The 22,005-nt window shown below is 71.2% G+C and carries 12 protein-coding genes and 1 pseudogene; 5 read left to right on the top strand and 8 right to left on the bottom strand.

The genetic code is table 11. The features are described from left to right. Nucleotide 1: 1 nt before the first annotated feature. Both CYAGR_RS12745 and CYAGR_RS12750 read right to left on the bottom strand, forming a co-directional pair. Nucleotides 2-1,818, bottom strand: a pseudogene (locus tag CYAGR_RS12745) (diflavin flavoprotein). Continuing rightward, a complete protein-coding gene (locus CYAGR_RS12750; RefSeq protein ID WP_015110244.1) occupies nucleotides 1,818-3,572 on the bottom strand; it encodes a diflavin flavoprotein in 1,755 nt (584 codons plus the stop codon). The pseudogene CYAGR_RS12745 and the gene CYAGR_RS12750 overlap by 1 nt, the downstream one beginning before the upstream one ends. Before the next feature lie 176 nt (nucleotides 3,573-3,748). Between CYAGR_RS12750 and CYAGR_RS12755 the strand changes: the two genes are divergently transcribed. Then, nucleotides 3,749-4,114 carry a PilZ domain-containing protein gene (locus tag CYAGR_RS12755; RefSeq protein WP_015110245.1) on the top strand — a complete coding sequence of 122 codons (366 nt, stop codon included), beginning with the start codon at nucleotides 3,749-3,751 and terminating at the stop codon, nucleotides 4,112-4,114. A 14-nt stretch (nucleotides 4,115-4,128) separates the two neighbouring features. On the opposite strand, the gene CYAGR_RS12760 is transcribed toward CYAGR_RS12755, so the two are convergent. The 3 genes from CYAGR_RS12760 to CYAGR_RS12770 all read right to left on the bottom strand — a co-directional run bounded on the left by CYAGR_RS12760 (nucleotide 4,129) and on the right by CYAGR_RS12770 (nucleotide 6,090). Next, nucleotides 4,129-4,578: an Hsp20/alpha crystallin family protein gene (locus CYAGR_RS12760; protein WP_015110246.1), complete on the bottom strand. Its 450-nt coding sequence runs from the start codon at nucleotides 4,576-4,578 to the stop codon at nucleotides 4,129-4,131. Nucleotides 4,579-4,715: 137 nt separating this feature from the next. Further along, the gene (locus CYAGR_RS12765; RefSeq protein ID WP_015110247.1) at nucleotides 4,716-5,237 is read right to left on the bottom strand and encodes an MEKHLA domain-containing protein; all 522 of its coding nucleotides are present in this window, start codon (nucleotides 5,235-5,237) and stop codon (nucleotides 4,716-4,718) included. After that, complete coding sequence (locus tag CYAGR_RS12770; RefSeq protein WP_015110248.1) at nucleotides 5,224-6,090, bottom strand: SWIM zinc finger family protein; 867 nt, start codon at nucleotides 6,088-6,090, stop codon at nucleotides 5,224-5,226. Before CYAGR_RS12770 ends, CYAGR_RS12765 begins: the two co-directional genes overlap by 14 nt. Before the next feature lie 70 nt (nucleotides 6,091-6,160). On the opposite strand from CYAGR_RS12770, the gene CYAGR_RS12775 reads away from it, so the two are divergent. Next, on the top strand, nucleotides 6,161-7,321 hold the full coding sequence (locus CYAGR_RS12775) for a fatty acid desaturase family protein (RefSeq protein WP_425386783.1): 1,161 nt from the start codon (nucleotides 6,161-6,163) through the stop codon (nucleotides 7,319-7,321). Nucleotides 7,322-7,343: 22 nt separating this feature from the next. Here the strand turns inward: CYAGR_RS12775 and CYAGR_RS12780 are convergent, their stop codons facing one another. Both CYAGR_RS12780 and CYAGR_RS12785 read right to left on the bottom strand, forming a co-directional pair. Continuing rightward, nucleotides 7,344-10,442, bottom strand: coding sequence for a DEAD/DEAH box helicase (locus CYAGR_RS12780; RefSeq protein WP_015110250.1), 3,099 nt, complete (start codon nucleotides 10,440-10,442; stop codon nucleotides 7,344-7,346). After that, entirely contained in the window at nucleotides 10,439-10,888 is a 450-nt protein-coding gene (locus tag CYAGR_RS12785) for a hypothetical protein (protein ID WP_015110251.1), read from the bottom strand. The genes CYAGR_RS12780 and CYAGR_RS12785 overlap by 4 nt, the downstream gene beginning before the upstream one ends. A gap of 241 nt (nucleotides 10,889-11,129) precedes the next feature. On the opposite strand from CYAGR_RS12785, the gene CYAGR_RS12790 reads away from it, so the two are divergent. Together CYAGR_RS12790 and alaS are read left to right on the top strand one after the other, a co-directional pair. Then, complete coding sequence (locus CYAGR_RS12790) at nucleotides 11,130-12,938, top strand: HD family phosphohydrolase (RefSeq protein ID WP_015110252.1); 1,809 nt, start codon at nucleotides 11,130-11,132, stop codon at nucleotides 12,936-12,938. Nucleotides 12,939-13,197: 259 nt separating this feature from the next. Then, a complete protein-coding gene (gene alaS, locus CYAGR_RS12795; RefSeq protein WP_015110253.1) occupies nucleotides 13,198-15,879 on the top strand; it encodes an alanine--tRNA ligase in 2,682 nt (893 codons plus the stop codon). A gap of 3 nt (nucleotides 15,880-15,882) precedes the next feature. On the opposite strand, the gene CYAGR_RS12800 is transcribed toward alaS, so the two are convergent. Continuing rightward, nucleotides 15,883-17,610 carry a ShlB/FhaC/HecB family hemolysin secretion/activation protein gene (locus CYAGR_RS12800; RefSeq protein ID WP_015110254.1) on the bottom strand — a complete coding sequence of 576 codons (1,728 nt, stop codon included), beginning with the start codon at nucleotides 17,608-17,610 and terminating at the stop codon, nucleotides 15,883-15,885. Nucleotides 17,611-17,904: 294 nt separating this feature from the next. On the opposite strand from CYAGR_RS12800, the gene CYAGR_RS12805 reads away from it, so the two are divergent. Beyond that, nucleotides 17,905-21,969, top strand: a complete 4,065-nt coding sequence (locus tag CYAGR_RS12805) for a CHAT domain-containing protein (protein ID WP_043325863.1) — start codon at nucleotides 17,905-17,907, stop codon at nucleotides 21,967-21,969. The last annotated feature ends 36 nt before the right edge of the window (nucleotides 21,970-22,005 follow it).

Below are 22,005 nucleotides of genomic sequence, written 5' to 3' on the forward strand. Positions count from 1 at the left end.
CTCAGTAGGCGGCGCCGCTGCGCCGCTGGTGCACGGCCGTCGTGGCGGCCGCATCCAGCAGGTCGCCGCTGAGGGCTTCGGCGTAGAGCAGCCAGTGGTCGCCGCATTCCATCCGCTGGCTCACCCGGGCCTCCAGCCAGGCCAGGGCTTCCGGCAGCAGGGGCTGGCCGCCGGGACTGGTCTCCAGCTCCAGCCCCGCCAGCCGATCGGCCCCGGGGGGAAGGGCTGCAGAAACCGCTTCATCGGGCCGCTTTCGCGCCCTGACGCCAGCACGTTGAGGGAGAAGGCGTCCCCCACGTGCAGCAGGCTCTCGATCGCCCGGTCCTTGGCCACGGCCACGGTGAAGCCGGGGGGGCTGAAGCTGGCCTGGCTCACCCAGCTGGCCACCATCGCTCCACCGATCGCGTCGGCGCCGTCCCCCTTGCGGGCCAGCACCACGCACAGGGACCCCACCACCCGGCCGAGGGCCTGGATCGCCGGGTTGGTACGGCTCTCGCTGAGGCCGCCGATGCTGCTGCGCCGCTGGGCCTGGCGATGCTGCTGGCGCAGGCGCCGGCCCAGGGCGGTGCCCGTTTCCTCCAGGGTCCGCAGGGTGGCCAGATCGGGGCTGAACTTCACCCGGATCGGCTTGAAGGCGAACTGGAAGCCACCGTCACGGAGCTTGGCTTCGAGCAGGTCGATGGCTTCGCCGCTCCAGCCGAAACTGCCGAACACCCCCACCGGCTTGGCCCTGTCCCCTTCGGCCAGCACCGTGCCAAGCGCTGAGACGATCGGCGTGGGGGCATGGCCGCCGAGGGTGGGGGAGCCGATCAGCAGGGCGTCGCAGGAGTGGATGGCCTCCAGCAGCTGCTCGGAGGGCGCGAATTCGCAGTTGATGCTCTCCACCCGCACGCCGCTGCGCGCCACCCCCTGGGAGAGGGCGTCGGCGATGGCCGCGGTGTTGCCGTAGGCGCTTGCATACAGCAGCGCCACCGACAGGCTGGCCCGCTCCTGGCTCTCCCCCCAGCGGCGGTAGTCGGCCAGGAGGCTGCGCCAGCTCTGGGCGATGGCCGGCCCGTGACCCGGTGCGATCGTGCGGATCGGCAGTTCGTCCAGCCGGTCGACCACCGTCTCCACCTGCCGGGCCATCGGCGCCATCAGGCAGTCGTAGTAGTAGCGGCGGTCCTCCTCGGTGCTGCTGCGGTTCGCCTCGGCGAAGTCCTCGGTGCAGAGGTGGGCGGCGAAGAACTTGCTGCTCATCAGCAGCCCCGTGGTGGCCTCGAAGGCGATCAGGCCGCCGGGCCAGCGGGGGGTGGGGGTGGGAAGCAGGGTCAGGACATGGCCGTCGGCGAGGGTGCGGCTCGTCTCCTGCTTGACCACCTCGATCGTCGGCAGGGGCACCGGTTCGGCTGGGGCGGCGGCCTCACCCCCCGCCCCCGGTCGCTGCTGCTCCCAGAGTTCGGCGAGCACCTGGGCGCCTGGGTTGGAGGCCACCAGCACCGTGGCCGGCCAGCCCGTCGCCAGCTGCTTGAGCAGGGCGACCCGGTTGGGGTTGACGTGGCTCACGACCACCTTGAGGGGGGCGTCGGCCGGCACCAGCAGGGCCAGCTGTTCCAGGAAAGGGGCGGCGAAGGAGGCCCCCGGCGGGTGCACCAGCACCGGGGCGCCACCGGAGGCACCCTGCTGGAAGAGGAAGCTGTTGGCGGTGGTGCCCCGCTCAAGGCCATATTCGACTTCGAAGCGCAGGCGCCTTGGGCTGAGGCCGCGCAGGCAGAGCAGGCCGGGTTCCACCGGCAAGGTGATGACGCGCCGATCGGACGCGGATGGGGAGGTGGTCATCAGTAGTGGTTGCCCACCTTGCGGTGATGCACCGGCGTGGCGGCGGTGGTGTCGGCCACGTTGCCCTCCTCGACCACCGCGTAGATGATCCAGTGATCCGGGCCCTCCATGCGCTGGGTCACCCGGCAGCCGAGGTAGGCCAGGGCATCCCCGAGGACGGGACCGCCGGACGCCACGCCTTCGAGCACGTTCACGCCGGCGAAGCGGTCGGCCCCCGGCGGGAAGCGGCGCAGGAAGTGGCGCAGCAGGGGCTGGTGGTTGTCCTCCCGCAGGACGTTGAGCACGAAGCGGTCGTCCACCTGCATCAGGGCCTCGATGGCCCGGTCCTTGGCGACCGCCACGGTGAGCCCCGGCGGATCGAAGCTCGCCTGGCTCACCCAGCTGGCCACCATGGCGCCGCTGCGGCTTCCGGCCGCGTCGTCCTGCCGGGCCGTGACGATGTAAAGGCCGCCGCTGAGGCGCCCCAGGGCCTTGTCCAGGTCGCCGTCGATGGCCTTCATGGCGGCGATGGTCTTCTCCTTGGTGAGCAGCTGACCCAGGTCGGTGCCGGCCTCCTCGCAGCGCTGGTAGTCGGCGCCCCCGGGAACCTGGCGGATGCGCAGGGGCTCGAAGGCCCATTTCTGGCCCAGGTTGCGCAGCTGGCCGGCCAGGGTGTCGATCGGTTCGTCGTTGCCGCCGAAGGCGTCGTAGCAGGCCACCCACTGCTTGGGCTGGAGGGCGGCCAGCAGGGTGCCGATGGCCGTCTGCAGCTCGGCGTCGGGGGCGGCGGGCCAGGTGGGAACCACCACGGCACTGGCTTCACCGATCAGGGCGGCGAGCTCCTGGGGATCGGTGGCGCGCAGGTCGACGAGCTGCACCTGGCCGGAGGCCTTGCCCACCCCCCGGGCGATCGCCTGGCTGAGCCGGTCACAGAAGCCGTACTGGCTCAGGTAGCAAACGGCCGCGTAGGCCTCGCCGGCGCTGCGCTGGCCGCTCCACTCGCGGTAGTCGCCCAGCCAGAGGGGCAGGTGCTCCCGCAGCAAGGGGCCGTGGCCCACGGCGATCGTGTGGATCTCCGGCAGCCCGTCCATGCGCTTGAGGGCCTGCAGCACGCTGCGGGCGTTGGGGGCCATCAGGCAGTCGTAGTAGAAGCGGAAGTCCGGGGCGATGGCGCCGGGGTCGACATCGAACAGGTCGTCGGAGCAGTAGTGGAGGCCGAAGGCATCGCAGGTGTAGAGGATGCCGGTGCCGTGGTCGAAGGAGAAGATCGTGTCGGGCCAGTGCAGGTTGGGGGCACTGAGGAAGCTGAAGCGATGGGCCACGCCGCTCTGGGGATGCACGCCCAGGTCGAGCTCGTCGCCGCTCTTCACCGCCCGGCTGCGGAACGGCCGGTGCACCTGGTCCTGGAGGAACTGGATCGCCACCTTGGAGCCGACGATCTCGATGTCCGGATGGCGGTCGATCAGGTCACCGATCAGGCCGGAATGGTCCGGCTCGGTGTGGGAGACGATCAGGTGATCGATGGCGGTGGGTTCGATCAGACCCTCCAGCAGGGGCAGCCAGGTGTCGCGGAACTTGGCGTGGCTGGTGTCCACCAGGGCCGTGTGCTCGCCGCGCACCAGGAAGGCGTTGTAGGTGGTGCCGTTGCGCAGGCCGAACTCGATGTCGAAGCGGCTGCGGTCCCAGTCGAGGGAGCGGATCGCCGTGGTGTCAGCCGCGATCGGTGCACACTGCAGGCTGAGCCGGGAAGACGCGGCCTCCGTCGGCGACGGCATCGGCGACGGCAGGGTGCTCGGGGCGCTGGCGGTGCTGCTGCTCATGGGGTCAGACTCCTTCCGCAGACATGTGACTGTAGGCAGGGCAGAAGGCTTTTCGGTCTGTTAGACCAACTGCGGGTATCCGGCAGAACCCTGGAACAATGGTCACCAATAGTCCGCGGTCGAGAGGGTAAGTGGCCACCGGAGACCTGGAACGGTTCCGGGAGGGCTTTCGGCGTCTGGAGAGGCGGCTGGAGGAGGCTTCCCGTTCCGACCGTTTCAAGCCTCCGACGGGACTGGCCACGGCCCGACTCCACCTCGAATCGCGGCAACCCTCCGAAGGGGTGTTCGCCGAGGTGCTGGACCTGAGCGCCGATGGCCTGAAGATCGCCATCGAGGCCGGCCACCGGGCGGCCGTGGGCCATTCCTGCAACGTGGTGGTGGGGGATGGGGAGGGAGAGACCTACGACCTGAGGGGCACGATCCGGTGGATCGAGGCCACCAGCTACATCTCGGTGATCGGCCTCTCCCTCGACTCCGCGGAGCGCCTCGAGGCCTGAGGGGCCTGGGCGGTTCAGTCGGCCACCTTCACGCTGACGGTGGTCAGGGACTGGGCCTTGGGTGCCGTCACCGTCAGTAGACCATCGCGGTAGTGGGCTTCGAGGGCGTCCCGCTGAATGCCGCCGGGGAAGCGGAAGCTGCGGCTCCAGGTGCCGTAGCGGAACTCGCTCAGCAGCGGGGCACGACGGCGGGCTTCCGCGGCCGGGGTTTCGCCGTTGCCGCCCTCCGGGGTGGTGGCGGCGGTGGCGGCCGACGGCTGGGAGCGGCGCTCGGCACTGATGATCAGGGAGCGGTCCGTGGCTTTGACGTCGATGGAGGCGCGGTCGACGCCGGGGAGCTCCAGGGCGATGGTGTAGGTGTCCTCGGTTTCGTGGATCTCGGCGGCGGGAACACGCTCAGCCGTCTGCAGCTGTTGCTCCAGCCGGTCGAACAGATCGAAGGGGGAGGGATGAAGCGTGCGCATGGTTGGTGCTTCCGAAGGGAGCGACGGGGATGGTCGGGTGAGGAACCACCCGCCCGCTCAATGTGCCCGCCTTGCCCGGGGACATCGAGGGGGAGAACCGACGGCCCAGGTTCGGTCCCCCGGACCGGGTTCGGCCCCTACGCCAGCGGGGGCGGAGAACCGGAACGGGGTGGTTCCAGCCACCACCAGTGGCCGAAGGCGGCCGCCTGGCCGCAGGGCAGGCCACCGGACTCCCGCAGGGTCCACAACCGGGCGTTCTCGATCCGGAACCGGCGCCCGCCGCTGTCGATGCGGATGCCGCCATAGCCCTCGAGGGCCTGGCAGCGCCGGGCCCGCTCCAGGGCCAGGGCGCGGCTCTGCCGTTCGGCCGGCTCCGCCGTGAGCCGCGAGGGCAGGCCCACCATCGCGCCCCAGGAGCGGCGCCACAGCACCAGGGCGGCCCGGTTGGCGTAGATCAGCCGGGGATCGGCGCCGCCGTCATGGGCCAGAACGACGGTGGCGGCCACGAACAGTTCCTGGGCCGCCTGCAGCGGCGAGCGGTCGGCCGCGACGCCGGCGAGCAGAGGCCGGCCGAACGCCAGCCGGTGGCCTTCGATGAGCCGGCCGGCGGTGGCGATGGCGTCCTGGCTCAGCCAGGGGGGTGGCTCAGGGCTCGGCATCCGCCCCGGTGGCCATGGCCCGCAGCATCGCCTGCTGGGCCATGGCCGTCCCGTGGGCCTTGAGTCGGTCGAGGAAGAGCCGGTTGGCCTCCGGGAAGCGGGGCTCCTCCGCCAGGGGCAGGGGGCCGGCGCCATCGAGGCCCGATTCCCCGTCCATGGCCGGGGTAATCACCACCAGATCGGGGTCGAGGGGGGCGCCATAACGCCACCAGCGGGCGGGGTCGGCGATGGCGGGATGGATCGGATGGGGGGCGTGCTCCAGGGGGGCTGCCACCCCCTCCCGGCGGCGCTTGGCCAGGTCGCCCAGCAGCTGGCTGCGGGTGCGACCCCGCAGCTGGAACAGCACGAAGGGGTCCTCGCTGAAGCGGTCCCCCATCAGGTAGTAGACGGCGCTGATGTGCTTGCAGGGGTTGGCCTTGTCGGGGCAGCTGCACTCGCTGCGCACCTCCTGGAGCTTGAACGGGAACAGGCGCTTGCCGCTGGCGGCGAAGGCGCGCTCGATGTCGGCGGGCATGATCCCCGCGAGCAGCTGGGCCGACCAGCGGGCCTTCTGGCTCAGGGCCTCCAGCACATAGCCCCAGTCCTCGTCGTTGAGCACGTCGAGCCAGAGCTTCACCTTGTAGGGATCCGGGTCGGTGCCCTGCACCCGGGCGTGAACCCGGCGCCCCTCGAAGCGGATCGAGACGACGTTGCCCTCCCGGGCGTAGGTCCAGGCGCGCTCCAGGCGCTTCTTGAACCGGTAGGAGTGGATGAGCTCCATCCACTGCTCCACCCACCAGGGCTGCTGCCCCAGGCCCTGCTGGCCCAGTTGCGTGGTGATGGCGCCGGAGGCGCCGGGGAAGGAGCTGGTCATGCCGCCGGCCTCACGCGGCCCATCCTGACGCCTGCCGGACCCACTGGCCTAGGTTGTCCCGACGCAGGGCGTGGAGTCCTTGAATCGCATCACGTTCGGCGCCGGCGACGGTTTTCAAAGTCTTCTGAGGGCAAGGGTTCAGGATCACTTCGAGGCCACCGGGCAGGAGCGGCGCGATTCGCTGGCCATGGTGGTGAAATCGGCCGTCATCCTGGCCTGGTTCGCCCTCGCCTACGTCCTGCTCGTCTTTCGGGCCAACAACGCCCCGGCGGCGATCCTGCTGTCGGCCGTTCTGGGCCTGGCGATCGCCGCCATCGGCTTCAACATCCAGCACGACGGGGGCCACGGCGCCTACTCCCGCCGCCGCTGGATCAACCGGGCCGCCGCCATGACCCTCGATCTCCTCGGCGGCAGTTCCCTGATCTGGGCCCACAAGCACAACGGCCTGCATCACACCTTCACCAACATCGCCGGCCACGACGACGACATCAACCTCGGGCAGATCGGCCGGCTCTCCCCCCATCAGCCCCACCGCTGGTGGCACCGCTGGCAGCACCTCTATCTCTGGCCCCTGTACGGAATGCTGCCCATCAAGTGGCAGTTCTTCGATGACTTCGCCGATCTGGCCGCCCGCGGCCGCGGTGACCATTCCCTGCCCCGCCTGGGCCCCGACGACTGGCTGGTGTTTCTGGCCGGCAAGGCGATCTTCTTCTCCCTGGCGTTCGCCATCCCCCTGCAGTTCCACCCCATCGGCGCGGTGATCGCCTGCTACGTGGTGACGGCGATGGTGCAGGGCCTCGTGCTCAGCGTGGTGTTCCAGCTGGCCCACTGCGTGGAGGAGGCCGATTTCCCCATGGCCGATCCCTCCAGCCCGGCCATGGGGCCCTGGGCCGACCATCAGCTGGCCACCACCGTGGACTTCAGCCGCTCCAACGGCCTGCTGAGCTGGCTGCTGGGGGGCCTCAACTTCCAGGTGGAGCATCACCTGTTCCCCCAGATCTGCCACGTGCACTACCCGCAGATCTCCGCCATCGTCGAGCAGACCTGCCGCGACTGCCAGGTTCCCTTCCGCACCCACCCGTCCTTCCTGGCCGGTGTGGCCTCCCACTACCGCTGGCTGCGCCGCATGGGCCAGCCCCCTGCCGTGCCGGCCCTGCCCTTGCTGCTGCCGGTGATCGGGGAGAGCGTGGGGCGCGCCCACCCCTCCGACGTCACCCTGGCCCGCCGCTGAGGCCCCACGCCGCGTCGCCCGCTCAGCTCTCCTCCAGGGCCACCAGATCCCGCAGCTGGCTCACCTCCAGGCCACCGAGCCATTCCTCACCGCTGCCGACGATGTCGGCGGCCAGTCTGGATTTCTCCTCGATCATGCGGTCGATCTTCTCCTCCACCGAGCCGCTGGTGATGAACTTGTGCACCAGCACCCGGTTGGTCTGGCCGATCCGGTAGGCCCGGTCGGTGGCCTGGTTCTCCACGGCGGGGTTCCACCAGCGGTCGATGTGGAACACGTGGCTGGCCCGGGTGAGGTTGAGGCCCACACCCCCGGCCTTGAGTGAGAGCAGGAACAACTGGGGGCCGCGGGGATCCTCCTGGAAGCGGTCCACCATCGCCTGCCGGTCGGTCTTGCTGCTGCCGCCGTGCAGGAAGGGCACGTCCTGGCGCCAGCGCTGCTCCAGGTAGGCCTTGAGCAGGTGGCCCCATTCGGCGAACTGGGTGAACAGCAGGGCCCGGTCGCCCGCCTCGATCACCTCCTCGAGGATCTCCTCCAGCCGCAGCAGCTTGGCGCTGCGGCCGGCGAAGCCGTTGTCGACCGCGCTCTCCTTGAGGGCCAGGGCCGGGTGGTTGCAGATCTGCTTGAGCCGGGTGAGCAGGGCGAGCACCTGGCCGTGACGCTGGCCGAGGGGGGCGCGGGCGATGGCCTCGAGGCTCTCGTCGACGGTCTTGCGGTAAAGCTTCGCCTGCTCCGCCGACAGGCCCACCCATTCGCGCAGCTCCACCTTTTCGGGCAGGTCGGAGATGATCGAGCGGTCGGTCTTGAGGCGCCGCAGGATGAACGGCCCGACACGGGCCTTGAGGTCGCGCAGGGAACTCATGTCGCCGTAGCGTTCGATCGGCAGCCGGTAGCGCTGGCGAAAGAAGCCCTCCTCCCCCAGCACCCGCGGATTGAGGAAGTCCATCAGGGCCCAGAGCTCGCTCACCCGGTTCTCGACCGGGGTGCCGGTGAGGGCGATGCGGAAGCGGCCCAGCTTGCCGGGACGGCCCAGGTCGCGGGCCGCCTGGCTCTGCTTGGCCGCCGGATTCTTGATCGCCTGGGCCTCGTCGATCACCACGCCCTGCCAGTCGATGCTCTCCAGCAGTTCGCTGTCGCGCTGCAGCAGCCCGTAACTGGTGAGCACCAGATCCACCCCGTCCAGGGCCTTGGCCAGCTTTTCGGGGGTGGAGGGCCGGCGGGGACCGTAGTGCTCCCGCACCTCCAGGTCCGGCGTGAAGGCCGCCGCCTCCCGCTTCCAGTTGGTGAGCACCGAGGTGGGGGCCACCAGCAGGACGGGCCGCTTCAGTTCCTGCTCCACCTTGAGGTGCTGCAGGAAGGCCAGCAGCTGGACCGTCTTGCCCAGGCCCATGTCGTCCGCCAGGCAGGCCCCCTGGTCGAAGCGGTGCAGGAAGGCCAGCCAGCCCAGGCCCCGCTCCTGGTAGGGCCGCAGCTGGCCGGCGAAGCCCTCCGGCGCCGGCAGGGGATCCGGGGCCTTCTGCTGGTGGTACTGCTCCAGAACAGCGCTCAGGCGGGGCCCGGCGTTGAAGCGATGCACCGGCAGCCGCATCAGGGTGTCGCCGTCGCTGGCCGTCAGCCGCAGGGCATCGTCGAGGCTGAGGTTGGGGTCGGCGGCGCAGAAGCGCTCGGCGTTCCTGAGATCGCTGGGCCGCAGCTCGATCCAGGCCCCCTTGTGCTGCACCAGCGGACTGCGCTTGGAGGAGAGGCGCTCCAGGTCCTTGAGGTTGAGCGTGACTCCGCCGATCATCAGCTCCCATTTCCATTGGAGGCTTTCCCCCAGGGAGAAGCCGCGGGAACGGTCCGGCAGCTCGGCCTCGATCGCCAGCCCCAGCCGGCTGGCCAGTCCGCCGCTGAGGCTGGCCGGCAGCACCACGCCCACCCCCACGTCGCGCAGCTGGGTGGCGGCGGTTCGCACCAGCACGAAGGCCTCGGCCGGGGTGAGCTGCATCGTTTCCGGCGCCGCCGCATCGAGGCCCCGGCCGATCGGTTCGAACACCTGCAGGGCCCGGCCCATCCCCTCCAGCAGCAGCTGGCCCGGCTCGGCCACCTCCACTTCCCCGAGCTGGAGCCGGCCGTCGCCCGCATTCCAGACCGTGCGCGCCGGCACCCGCAGGCTGGGATCGGCCTCCGCCTGCAGGGAGAAGCGCAGCTCCCAGAGCTCCTCGCCCTCCTCGGGGGTGAACAGCTCCAGGCAGGCCCGGGCCGGGGCCACCCGCCCCGCCACCGCCTCGCGCCAGTGGTGGGTGGCGACCGCCAGCCGCTCCCGTTCCTCCTCGTCCAGTTCGAGCCGGCCGGGGCCGGGGCCGAGCGCCTTCTGCCAGGCCACCAGCAGGGGATCGAGGCCCTCGGTGGGGGGTCGGAAGCCGGTGCGCAGCTGGCCATCGAGCAAGGCCTCCAGCAGGCTGGCCACCCGCAGCCGGCCGCTGCCGGGCCGGCGGCAGGCCAGTCCCCCCTCCCCCGGCGCTCCGGGGGCCATGGCGCAGGTGGCCACCTGGGGCAGCCGGATGGCCAGTTCCTCCAGCCGCCGCCGGTCCCCCTCCCGGTTGAGCAGGGGCAGCCAGCGGGCCCGCTCCTCCTCCACCTGGGGCAGCCAGCGGCCGCGGGCGATCAGGCTCAGGGCCCAGCGCTCCAGATGGCTCCACCAGCGCAGATCGTCGGCCAGGCCGGGATCGTCGCCGGAGAGGGGCAGGCCGGCGAGCCACTCGCCCGCCCCCGCCGGATCGAGGGCCAGGCCTTCGACCCGCCAGGGCCACCACTGCACCTCCTTCGGGATCGGCTCACCCGCCTGCAGCGGCAGACCGCTCCAGGCCGCCAGGCCCTCGCTGGCCGCCTTGCGGCGGCCCCGGGCCCCCTGGCTGCGGCTGGGCAGGGTGAGCTGGGCCTCCGCCGGCCGGAAGGCCTCCGACCAGAGGCCATGGTCATCCAGCCAGGCGCCCAGATCGTCGACGCTGAGGGACAGGGGATGGTCGGGAACGGTGCGCAGGGGCGCCACCGGAGTGGCGACCCTCCAGGTGTCGGCCCAGAGCAGCAGCCGGCCCCCGGGCCCTTCCGGCGGAAACAGCCAGGTGGCATGCAGCAGGCTCATGGCCGCAGGGCCGGCAGGAGCCGCTGGGCGGCCTGCAGCAGCAGGGCGCTGCCGATCAGGGGCAGCCAGAGCGGCAGCCAGCCGCGCAGCAGCTCGAGGATTCCGCCGACCGCCCCACTGGCCAGGGGCTGGTGCAGAAGGGAATGGATCGCCGGGACCGGCAGGCCCAGGGGGGTGACCGCCACGGGCCCCCCGAGGCTGCGGATGCCGCAGACCGCCCCCACCAGGCCGGCGGCCAGGTGGTCGTCATCCGGATCGACGCGCTGGAGGTGGAAGGCCAGCAGGCCGTAGAAGAAGCCGCAGCCCGCCGATCGCAGCCCACTCTCCAGGCCGGCCGGCAGGCCGATCAGGGAGGCGGCGAGTCCGCCCAGCAGCGCCCACGACAGGGACTGCAGCCGCAGACGGGCACGGGAATCGTCGGACGCCTGGGTCAACGGCAAGGCCATGGCGATGGCCCGATCATGCCTGGCCACCGGCAGGCTTACATTATTCAGGTGCGCTGACCAGTGCAGAGGGTCAGGCAGCCCATCGCCTCTCCAGCAGCTCTCCAGAACGCCTCTCCAGCCCTGCCGCTCAGCCACGGCCACCGACCGCTGTTGCCGTCACGGCCTTCCGGTGTTTGTCTGATTCCAGTCACGCTTCACTGCTGCCGGGCAGGGAACGGACCCCCCCACGGTTGGCCACCCCTTGAGCGCCGCCCATCCGCCACCGCACGCCTCCGATGCCCACCAGGCCCGGCGCGCGCTGCCGGAGATGCTGCAGATCGCCACCGCCATCAGCGGTGCGGTCAACCTGCCGGCCCTGCTGCGGCAGATCCTTTCCAGCTCAAGGGATCTCACCTTGAGCGACGCCGGCAGCATCTACCTGGTGGAGGAGGCGAAGGGGGAGAAGCGGCTCTGGTTCACCGCTTTCCAGAACAGCTCCCTGGCCGCCGGCGACACCGGCATCGACGCCAGCCTGCTCGATGAGCGCTTCCCGATCACCCCCGAGCGACTGGTGGGCTGGACGGCGCTGCATGGCGAGGTGCTCAACCTGCCCGACGTCTACGCGATCCCCGCCGACCGTCCCTACTGCTTCGACGCCGAACTGGATCGCCGCATGGGCTACCGGGCGGTGTCGATGCTGGTGGTCCCGCTGCGGACCATGGCCGGGGAGGTGGTGGGGGTGATGCAGCTGATCAACCGCAAACGGGAGGCGGGCTCGGTGCTCACCCCCGAGTCGGCCCCCTCGCTGGTGCGCCCCTACGACGCCGGCGACCAGCAGCTGATCGAGGCTCTGGCGGCCCTGGCGGCCGTCTGCGTCGAGCGCACCCAGGCCCTGGAGGGTCAGCAGCGGCAGATCGATTCGATGATCGCCCTGCTGGCGGGAGCGATCGATGCCCGCAGTTCCCACACCGGCCGCCACTGTTCCCGGGTGCCGCAGCTGGCGCTGCTGCTGGCGGAAGCGGCGGAGGCCACCGAGGAGGGGCCGCTGGCCCCCTTCCGCTTCCAGGGGGAGGCGGAGCGGCGGGAGTTCCGCACGGCGGCCTGGCTGCACGACTGCGGCAAGATCGTGACCCCCGAGGCGGTGGTGGAGAAGGCCACCAAGCTGGACGCCCCCGTCAACCGGCTGCACGAGATCCGCACCCGCTTCGAGGTGCTGCTCCGGGACGGGCGCATCGCCCTGCTGGAGGGTCTGCTGGCGGGCGGTGATCCGGACGCCCTGCAGCGGGACTACGCCCGGCTGGAGCAGGAGCTGCAGGCGGATTTCGCCTGCGTGGCCCGCTGCAACCTGGGCAGCGAAGGCACCGACCTGGAGGAACTCGCCCAGCTCCGCCGGCTGGCGGAACGCACGTGGTGGCGCCACTTCGACGACAGGATCGGCCTGGGCTGGGAGGAGCAGACCCGGTATGGCGGGCCGCCGCCGCCCCTGCCCGCCCGGGAAACCCTGCTCAGCGACGCCCCCCACCACCGCATCCCCCGGCCGGCCGAGGAGGTGCCGGAAGCCCGCTGGGGCTTCAACCTGGCGGTGCCGGAGCTGCTCTACAACCGCGGCGAGCTCCACAACCTCTCGGTGGCCAGGGGCACCCTCACCGCGGAGGAGATCTACAAGATCCGCGAGCACATGATCCACACGATCGTGATGCTGGAGAGCATGGCCTTTCCGCCCTCCCTGGCCCGCGTCGCGGAGATCGCGGGGGGGCACCACGAAACCCTCGACGGCCGCGGCTACCCGAGGGGACTGACGGCGGAGCAACTGTCGATCCCGGCCCGGATTCTGGCGATTACCGACATCTTCGAAGCGCTCACCGCGGCTGATCGCCCCTACAAGCAAGGCATGCCCCTGTCCCAGTCGCTGGGGATCCTGGCCAATCTGCGGGACCGTGGCCGCATCGATGCGGACCTGTTCGATCTCTTCCTGCGTTCCGGGGTCTACCTCACCTATGCGGAGCGCTTCATGGCCGCCGACCAGATCGATGCGGTGGATCTGGACGCCCTGCTGGGGCCCCAGGCCTGATCAACCCCATCCCAACGTCATCCAGGACCTGCTGGGCGAGCTGCGCTCCTGCTTCGCGGGGGTTCGGGGGGTCGGGCGGGCGGCGACTCCGACATGGTGATCGGCCTGCACCAGGCCTCACCTGCGACATCGGCGCCAAGTTCAGCCAGATCAGCGTCCAGCTGACGCTGATGGAGCACGACTGAGGCCGGCGGGGCGACCCCGGGCCCCCGCGCTGGGCGATCATGCCTGTCCCAGGACCTTTCCCTGCGTTGTCGTGATGGCTGCCGATTCCACCCGCCCCAGGCCCCGCAGCGGGGCCGAGATCCGGGAGGCCTTCCTGGCGTTCTATGAGCAGCGGGGGCACCGGCGGATGGCCAGCGCCTCCCTGGTGCCCGACGACCCCACGGTGCTGCTCACCATCGCCGGCATGCTGCCGTTCAAGCCGGTGTTCCTCGGCCAGGCCCCGCCGCCGGGGCCCCGGGCCACCAGCAGCCAGAAGTGCATCCGCACCAACGACATCGAGAACGTGGGCCGCACCGCCCGGCACCACACCTTCTTCGAGATGCTGGGGAACTTCTCCTTCGGCGACTACTTCAAGGAGGAGGCGATCGCCTGGGCCTGGGAGCTCACCACGGAAGTGTTCGGCCTCGACCCCGCCCACCTGGTGGTCAGCGTCTTCCGGGAGGACGACGAGGCCGCCGCCATCTGGCGTGACGCCGTGGGGGTGGATCCGAAGCGGATCATCCGCATGGACGAGGCCGACAACTTCTGGGCCTCCGGCCCCACCGGCCCCTGTGGCCCCTGCTCGGAGATCTACTACGACTTCCACCCGGAACGGGGCGACGACGGCATCGACCTGGAGGACGACGGCCGCTTCATCGAGTTCTACAACCTGGTGTTCATGCAGTACAACCGCGACGCGGCCGGCACGCTCACGCCCCTGGCCCGGCGCAGCATCGACACCGGCATGGGCCTGGAGCGCATGGCCCAGATCCTGCAGCAGGTGCCGAACAACTACGAGACCGACCTCATCTATCCGCTGCTGGAAGCCGCCGCCGCCCTGGCGGGGCTCGATTACCGCGCCCTCGACGCCCGCGCCCAGACCTCCCTCAAGGTGATCGGCGACCACAGCCGGGCCATCACCCAGCTGATCGCCGACGGCGTCACCGCCTCCAACCTGGGCCGGGGCTACGTGCTGCGCCGCCTGCTGCGCCGGGTGGTGCGCCACGGCCGGCTGCTGGGCATCGACCGTCCCTTCCTGGCGGCGATGGGGGAAGCGGCGATCGAGCTGATGGCCCCGGCCCACCCCCGGCTGCCGGAGCGCCGCGAGGTGATCTTGGCCGAGCTGGAGCGGGAGGAGGCCCGCTTCCTGGACACCCTGGAGCGGGGCGAGAAGCTGCTGGCCGAGGTGCTCGCCGCCCGCCCAGAGCGCATCAGCGGCGACGCGGCCTTCGAGCTCTACGACACCTACGGCTTCCCGCTGGAGCTCACCGCGGAGATCGCCGAGGAGCACGGCCTGACGGTGGATCTGGACGGCTTCGAGGCGGCCATGGAGCGCCAGCGGCAGCGGGCCAAGGCGGCCGCCGTGAGCATCGACCTCACCCTGCAGGGGGCGATCGAGCAGGTGGCCGGCGCCCTTGCGCCCACTGACTTCCGCGGCTACGAGGCCCTCGACCAGGCGGCCTGCGTGCTGGCCCTGGTGGTGAACGGCGAACCGGCCACCGCGGCCGCCGCCGGCGATGCGGTGCAGATCGTTCTCGACAGCACCCCCTTCTACGGGGAATCGGGCGGCCAGGTGGGTGATCGGGGCGTGCTGCTGGCCGGGGAGGCGGCCGCGGGGGTCGGGGCCGGCCTGATCGTGGCCATCGAGGCGGTGAGCCGCAACCGCAGTGTGTTCGTGCACAGCGGCCGGATCGAGCGCGGCCGTCTGACGGTGGGCGATGTGGTGCAGGCCCGGGTGGATCGCAGCTGCCGCCGCCGCGCCCAGGCCCACCACACCGCCACCCACCTGCTGCAGGCGGCCCTGAAGCAGGTGGTGGATGACGGGGTCTCCCAGGCGGGTTCCCTGGTGGACTTCGACCGGCTGCGCTTCGACTTCCACTGCCCCCGGGCCCTGACCCCGGACGAGCTGGAGCAGATCGAGGACCTGGTCAACGGCTGGATCGCCGAGGCCCACCCCCTGGAGGTGGCGGAGATGGCCCTGGAGCGGGCCCGGGCCGCCGGCGCCGTGGCCATGTTCGGTGAGAAGTACGGCGAGGTCGTGCGGGTGGTGGACGTGCCCGGCGTCTCGATGGAGCTCTGCGGTGGCACCCACGTGGCCAACACCGCCGAGATCGGTCTGTTCCGGATCGTCACCGAGACGGGGGTGGCGGCGGGCATCCGCCGCATCGAGGCCGTGGCGGGTCCCGCCCTGCTCCCCTACCTGCGGGAGCGTGACCGGGTGGTGCGGGAGCTGGCCGACCGCTTCAAGGCCCAGCCCGGCGAGATCCTCGAGCGTGTGGCCCTCCAGGGCGAGGAGCTGCGGGCCACCCTCAAGGAGCTGGCGGCGGCGCGGGGGGCCCTGGCGGCGGCCAAGGCCGGTGCTCTGGCGGAGCGGGCCGAGGCGATCGGGCCCCATCGGCTGCTGGTGGAGCGCCTCGATGGCGTGGATGGCGCCGGCCTCCAGGAGGCCGCCCAGCGCCTGCAGCAGCAGCTCGGGGAGGGGGCGGCGGTGGTGCTCGGCGGCCTGCCGGACCCGGCGGATCTTGGCAAGGTGATCCTGGTGGCGGCCTTCGGCCCCGCGGTGGTGGCCGCCGGCGTCAAGGCGGGGCCCTTCATCGGCGGCATCGCCCGGCTCTGCGGCGGTGGCGGCGGCGGCCGGCCCCAGCTGGCCCAGGCGGGGGGACGGGACGGCGCCGCCCTCGATGGGGCTCTGGCTGAGGCCCGCCGGCAGCTGGCGGCCCAGCTGGGCAGCGCCTGAGGTTCAGAAGCGGTAGTTGACCCGGGTGTAGAGGCCCTGGCCCAGCAGCCAGTCGTTCCAGGGGCCCAGGTTGTCGGTGGTGGAGAAAGGCTGGGCCCAGCCCAGCTCCACCGACCAGTGGTTGCTGGCCAGCCAGCGCAGCAGCAGCCCGCCGGAGCCCACCGTGTCGCCGAAGGAGCCACCGCTGAAGCTGGTGCGGACGCCGCCGGCCCCGATGAAGGGGACCAGCTGGAGGGCGCTGGTCCTGCTGTCCCAGAAGGTCCAGACCGCCTCGGTGCTGGCCAGCCAGCCGCTGTCGCCGCTGATCAGCTGGCCGGGCAGCCCGCGCAGGCCCACATCGGAGCCGAGGGTGAACTGCATCGAGGAGGTCAGCGGGGCGAAGGCCAGCTGGGCGGCGGTCCGCAGGTTGACCTGCCAGCGGGGCGAGACCGTCCAGGAGGCGGAGAGGAAGCCGCCGATGGCGGTGGCCCGGCCCGCCGCGATCCCGGCCTCGGCCAGTTCCTGGCGCTGGACGGCAGGGGTCGCCGCGGCGATGCCCTGCAGCAGGTAGGCGCTGCCGCTCCAGCTGCTGTGGCGGCCGGCGCCGCTGCCGTTGACCCCGACCCGCAGGTAGCCGCCGGCGGGGGCGCGGATGCTGGCGGGCACGGAGGCTGGCAGGGCGCTGCCCTGCTCGTAGATGTTGCTGCGGCTGTTGCTGTAGCCGGCGAAGACGCTCCAGCGCTGGCTGAGGGATTCGCGGAACACCCACTCGAGCTGGGCCAGGGCCTGGTACTGGCTGGTGGAGAACCCGTCGGCCGGGGCGGGCAGTTCCACCAGGTTGCGGCGACTGAAGCCGATGCCGCCGGTGAGGCTGACGCTGTCGCCCAGGGGGTAGGTGTAGCTGAGGGAGGCGATGGCGGCGCCCAGTTCGGGGGTGTCGGTGGCATTGAGCTCGCTGTAGATCAGCAGGGTGTCCCCGCGCCGCAGCAGGCTTGGCTTCAGCAGCGTGGTCACGGCGCGGAACTCCCCCGAGCCGCTGTTGCCGTCATTGCGCAGGGCCAGATCCCCCTGCCAGGGCTCCCTGGACGGCTCCACGGCGACGCGGAACACCCCTTCGGAGGGATCGCTGCCCAGCCGCGCCAGGGTGCCCCGCACACTGCCGATGCCCGGCTGGCTCTTGAGCAGTTGCAGCTGCAGCTCCACCGTGGACAGCCGCAGGATCTGGCCCCGCAGGGGCCGCAGCAGCCGGCCGACGCGGCGGTTCAGCCAGGGATCGCTGCCCGTGACCTGGATGCCGACCACACGGCCTTCCACCACATCGAGATAGCCCGGCGCCGGGTCGCTCACCACATAGACCCGGCTGCTGACGTACCCGTCGAAGACGAGCCGGGTGCTGAGGGCCACGGCGCAGGCCTTGAGCCGCTCAGCGGCGGCGGCGATCCTGCTGCACTCGGCCAGGATCGTGCGCACCTGCTCGGGGCTGTAGAGCGTCAGCCCGCGGATCCCCGGCAGGGGGGCCTGCGCCTGGGGGCTGGGGAGCTGGGGGGCTGGTTCCGGGGCGGCGGAACCGGCCGGCGGCGCTCCGCCGCCGGCCGGCTGGGGGGCGGGAGTCTCCAGGGGGCGGACGTCGATCGGAGGGGCCGGCTGGAGTTCGGCGGGAGCGGGCCGATCCAGCGGTTGGGGCGGGCCAGGAAGGCGGATCGGGCCATCCTGCAGGGGCGGGGCCACCAGCTGGGCGAGAAGGAGGAGCATGCAGGGTGGGCCGAGTTCCCGCTCAGAAAGACAGGCTGGTAGCTTGCTGATGGATCGATGAGATCAGGCTGAGTACCACCTGGCGCAACACCTGACACGCTCTGAGGCGTGAGTGATGACCCCGCAAGTGACCCTGCAAGTGGTTCAGCCATCGGCGCCTAGGGAACTTACCCGCCACATCGGCGAGCGGGCCGAATCTTGAGTAGCAACGACTACCTTTTCGCCAGTGAGTTGGGCAGGATCGGCTCCTTTTGTCCGGCATGGCTGACACAGCGGCGGCGCAGCCTCTCTCCGGTGGGTCTCACGGTTGTGCTGGGCCTGCTGGGCTCCCCGGCTGCCGCCGGTGAGATCACCGCCACCGGCGGGATCCTTGGACTCGGCAGTGTGGTCAATGGCCAGATCGGCGGCAGCTGCTTCAGCGGTGCCTGTGCGATCCGGGGGGGCACCTCCGCCGGGGCCAACCTCTTTCACCGCTTCTCCGCCTTCGATACCCGCGGCGCGATCACCGGCGTCACGTTGGACGTGGGTGGGCATCGCAACGTGATGGTGGGGGTCACCCACCCCCTGGGCAGCTTCATCGACAAGGCCGTCACCCTGAGCGAACGGGCCAACCTGGTCTGGCTCTCACCGGGGGGGCTCCGGCTCAGCGGCGCCGGCACGTTCAGCAATGTCCAGCAGCTCAACCTGACCACCGCCACCAGCCTGCAGGTGGGCGAGGGGCGCTTCGACGTGCTCGGCACCACGGCCGCCGGGGCCGCTTCCCTGGCGGGCCTCCCGGCCCTGGGTGCGGCCGGCTTGAGCACCGATCCGGCCACCCTGGCGCAGCTGGGCCTCTCCGCCCAGGGGGATCTGGCCATCGACGGCGGCCTGCTCACCGTCGATGGGGGCCTGCTGCTGGATGCCCAGGGCGGCCATGTGCTGTTGGGGGGAGCCCGGCTGCAGGCGCCCGGGGGGACCGTGGCCCTGCAGGGGCAGACGGTGTCGCTCCAGGACAGCACGGTGGAGGTGTCCGGTCCGGCTGGCGGCAGCATCCGGCTCTCCGGGGAACGGGTCTCCATGGCCGGCTCCAGCCTGCGGGCGGATGCCAGCGGCGCGGGTCGGGGCGGGACCATCGAGATCCTGGGCAGGGAACGGGCCGAGGTCCATGGGGTCATCAGCGCCCGGGGCGGCCCCCAGGGGGGCGATGGCGGCTTCGTCGAAACCTCGGCCAGCCGCCTGGCGCTCTCCACCGCCCCGGATCTGTCGGCAGCGTCGGGGCGGGGCGGCACCTGGCTGATCGATCCCCGCGACATCGCCATCGTTCCCAGCGGATCCGGCGGCGGCTCTCCCCCCGGCGGTTCCGCTGGGGGAGTGCCGGGCTCCGCGTCGCTCATCGATGTGGGACTGATCAACACCGCCCTTAACGGTGGCCAGACGGTGATCGTGGACACGACCGATCCCGCCGGGACCCAGTCGGGCACCATCTCCCTGCTGGCCCCCGTCCAGAAGACGGCGGGGCCGAACGCCACCCTGGAGCTGCGGGCCGACGGCGACATCTTGATCAACGTTCCGGGCGCGGATCCCACGGCCTTCGCGAACACCTCCGCGCTGGGCCAACTGGATGTCAATCTCTGGTATCAGAAAGGAGCCGATCCTTCCCTCCCCGCGGGAGCGATCAGCTGGCAGAAGGGCGCGGTGGACATCAACACCGGAACCCTGCGCACCTTCCAGGGGGCGTCGCGGATCGATGGCAACATCGAGCTGACGGGAGCCTTCGAGCCGTTCAAGCTCCTGTCGGGCACCGTTCGCACCGGTGAATTCACCTGGAGCCCCACCAGTTTCGGGGCCATTCAACTGTCGCAGTTAAATGATTCCAGGCCGGCCGTTCTGGATGTCTCCAGGCGTTACGTCCAGGGGCCCGGCCGCAATGTCACGGCCTTCGCGACGGCGCTGCTGCAGATCGGCCCTTCCGCCGTGAGCAGCGGCATCGACGGCGGCACGGTCACGGACCCGACGCCCGTCAAGACCACCCTGATCAATGTCGCCACGGGGGCGACACTCGCGCTCAACCAGGCCACGGTGAATGGCCCGACTCTGGCCGTGCAGAGCGGGGCCAGGCTGGAGCTGAGGAGGGACAACCGGCTGGCGGCCCTCGACAACGCCGGCTCCATCCTGATCGCCCCCGGCGCCAGCCTCGACCTGCAGAGCGCGGCCGTCGCGCCTGGCGGCTCGATCGTGCTGCAGGGCGGTTCGTCGCGCCTGCGCATCAATGGCGCCGTCTTCCGGAATGAAGGAATGATCCAGGGATCCGGTTTGATCGAGGTGGGCTCCGGTCTGGGGACGTTCACCAACGGAAGTTCCCTGCTGCCGGGGGCACCGGAGGCGTTGCTCGATCCGATCGGCTCGCTGCAGATTCTTGCCCGCAGCCTCACGCTGGAGCCCAACAGCCGGCTCCTGTTCGATCTCTCCACCCCCGACCAGCTCTCCGTCTTCGGCGACACCCGCCTCGGCGGGGAGCTGGAGGTGGTGTCGCCGCCGGTCGTGGGGGTCATCACCCCCTTCGAGCTGATCCGGGCCCGCGGCATCTCCGGCGCCTTCGACCCCGGCCAGATCACCCTGCCGACCGGCTTCACGCTGCAGGGCGTCGTCACGACCGGCGATCCCCAGCTGCCATTCAGCTTCGGCGGCGATCTGGCGGCGACACCGCCGCCGCCCCCGGCGCCGCCCGACCCGCCCGTCACCCCCATCCCACCCGTCAGCCCCACCCCGCCCGTCACGCCGACTCCTCCCCTGACCGCCACGGTCCCGGTGGCCTCCTCACCGTTCTCCCCGTCGAGCCCGTCGTTCGTCCTGCCCGATCTCGGCTACCGCATCTTTCCGTCGACCCAGACGACACCCTTCGGCTCCACCCTCACCAGCAACCGGCGCGGGGTGGGCTCCGATGCCCTGGCGGTGAACCTTTCGGAGGCCGATTTCAGCCTCACCGGCGGCTCGATGCCGGCGCCCGGCCCCCTGAGTGTCACCACCACCACCCTCTCCCCGGCCCTGGTGGCCGCGGCGATCACCGACGGCGATCAGCAGCGCAGCGAGGACGTGCGCCGGACCCTGGGGGATGTGGGAACGGCGGGGGAGTCCGGCGGAACCCTGCGCCTCGAGGAACTGCAGCAGCTGCTCAGCAAGGCGTCCCAGAAGGGCGACAGGGAGGACGAGCGCTTCAATCCGGCGGTGCTGATGGTGTCCTTCACCGAACAGAAGCCCCTGGCGGGCCAGGAACAGCAGCCCGTGGCGGGCCAGGAGCCCGGGGCCGCCGGCAGCACCGGGCCGAAGCCGGCCAATTCGTTCCTCGATCTGATCCTGCTCAGCCGCCGGGGGGAGCCCCTCGGCAAGCGTGTCGAGCTCTCCAGGGAGCGCTTCGGTGACCAGCTGCGGGCGCTGTACCGGCAGCTGGCCCGCCTCGAGCCCCTCCAGGTGGACAACCCGGACTCCCCGTCCAGGCAGATCCACCGGGCCGTCATCGAGCCCTTCGCTGCGGAACTGCGGGCCAAGGGGATCACCACGCTGGTGATCGTCGCCGACCGGGGCCTGCAGGGTCTCCCCTTCGCGGCCCTCCACGACGGCACCAGCTATTTCGGGGATCGCTACGGCTTCTCGATCACCCCGTCCCTCAACCTCACCTCCTTCGGCCCTCCGCGCCAGACCCGGGGGCGGGTGCTGGCGGCGGGCGCCTCGGAGTTCGAGGGTCTCAGCCCCCTGCCCCTGGTGCCCGAGGAACTGGCCGGCATCCCGGAGGGGGTGGGGGTCGACCGGTTCCTGAACAGGAGCTTTTCCCCGGAGGTGCTGCTGAGCCGTGCGGCCGACCCGCGCTATGAGCGCCTGCACGTGGCCACCCATGCCGAATTCCTGCCCGGTGGCCCCTCCCAGGCGCGCATCTACACCGGCACCGGCTCGGTGAGCCTGCAGGAGTTCGCCCGCCTGCGCCAGCAGCGCAGCGGCAGCCCGCTGGAGCTGTTCGTGCTCAGCGCCTGTCGCACGGCCCTTGGCGACAGCGACAGTGAGCTCGGATTCGCCGGCCTGGCCCTGCAGGCGGGATCCCGCAGTGCCATCGGCACGCTCTGGTATGTCGACGATGTCGCCACCTCCGCCTACTTCCTGCAGCTCTATCGCTTCCTCGACCAGGGAATGCAGAAAGCCGAAGCCCTGCGGGCCACCCGCCAGGCCATGGCCACTGGCAAGCTGCGGCTGGAAGGCGATAAGGTCATCGGATCCGATGGCGTTCCCCTTCTCACGGAGCTGAGCCCATCCCAGCGGCGTCGGATTGCGGCAGGCGTGACCCATCCCTACTTCTGGGCGGGGGTTCAGTTGATCGGCACTCCCTGGTGAGGCCTCCCCTGACGAGTGTCTGCGGTCATCCCGGTT

Origin of the sequence: Cyanobium gracile PCC 6307, from assembly GCF_000316515.1 — a bacterium.
Taxonomy (GTDB): domain Bacteria; phylum Cyanobacteriota; class Cyanobacteriia; order PCC-6307; family Cyanobiaceae; genus Cyanobium; species Cyanobium gracile.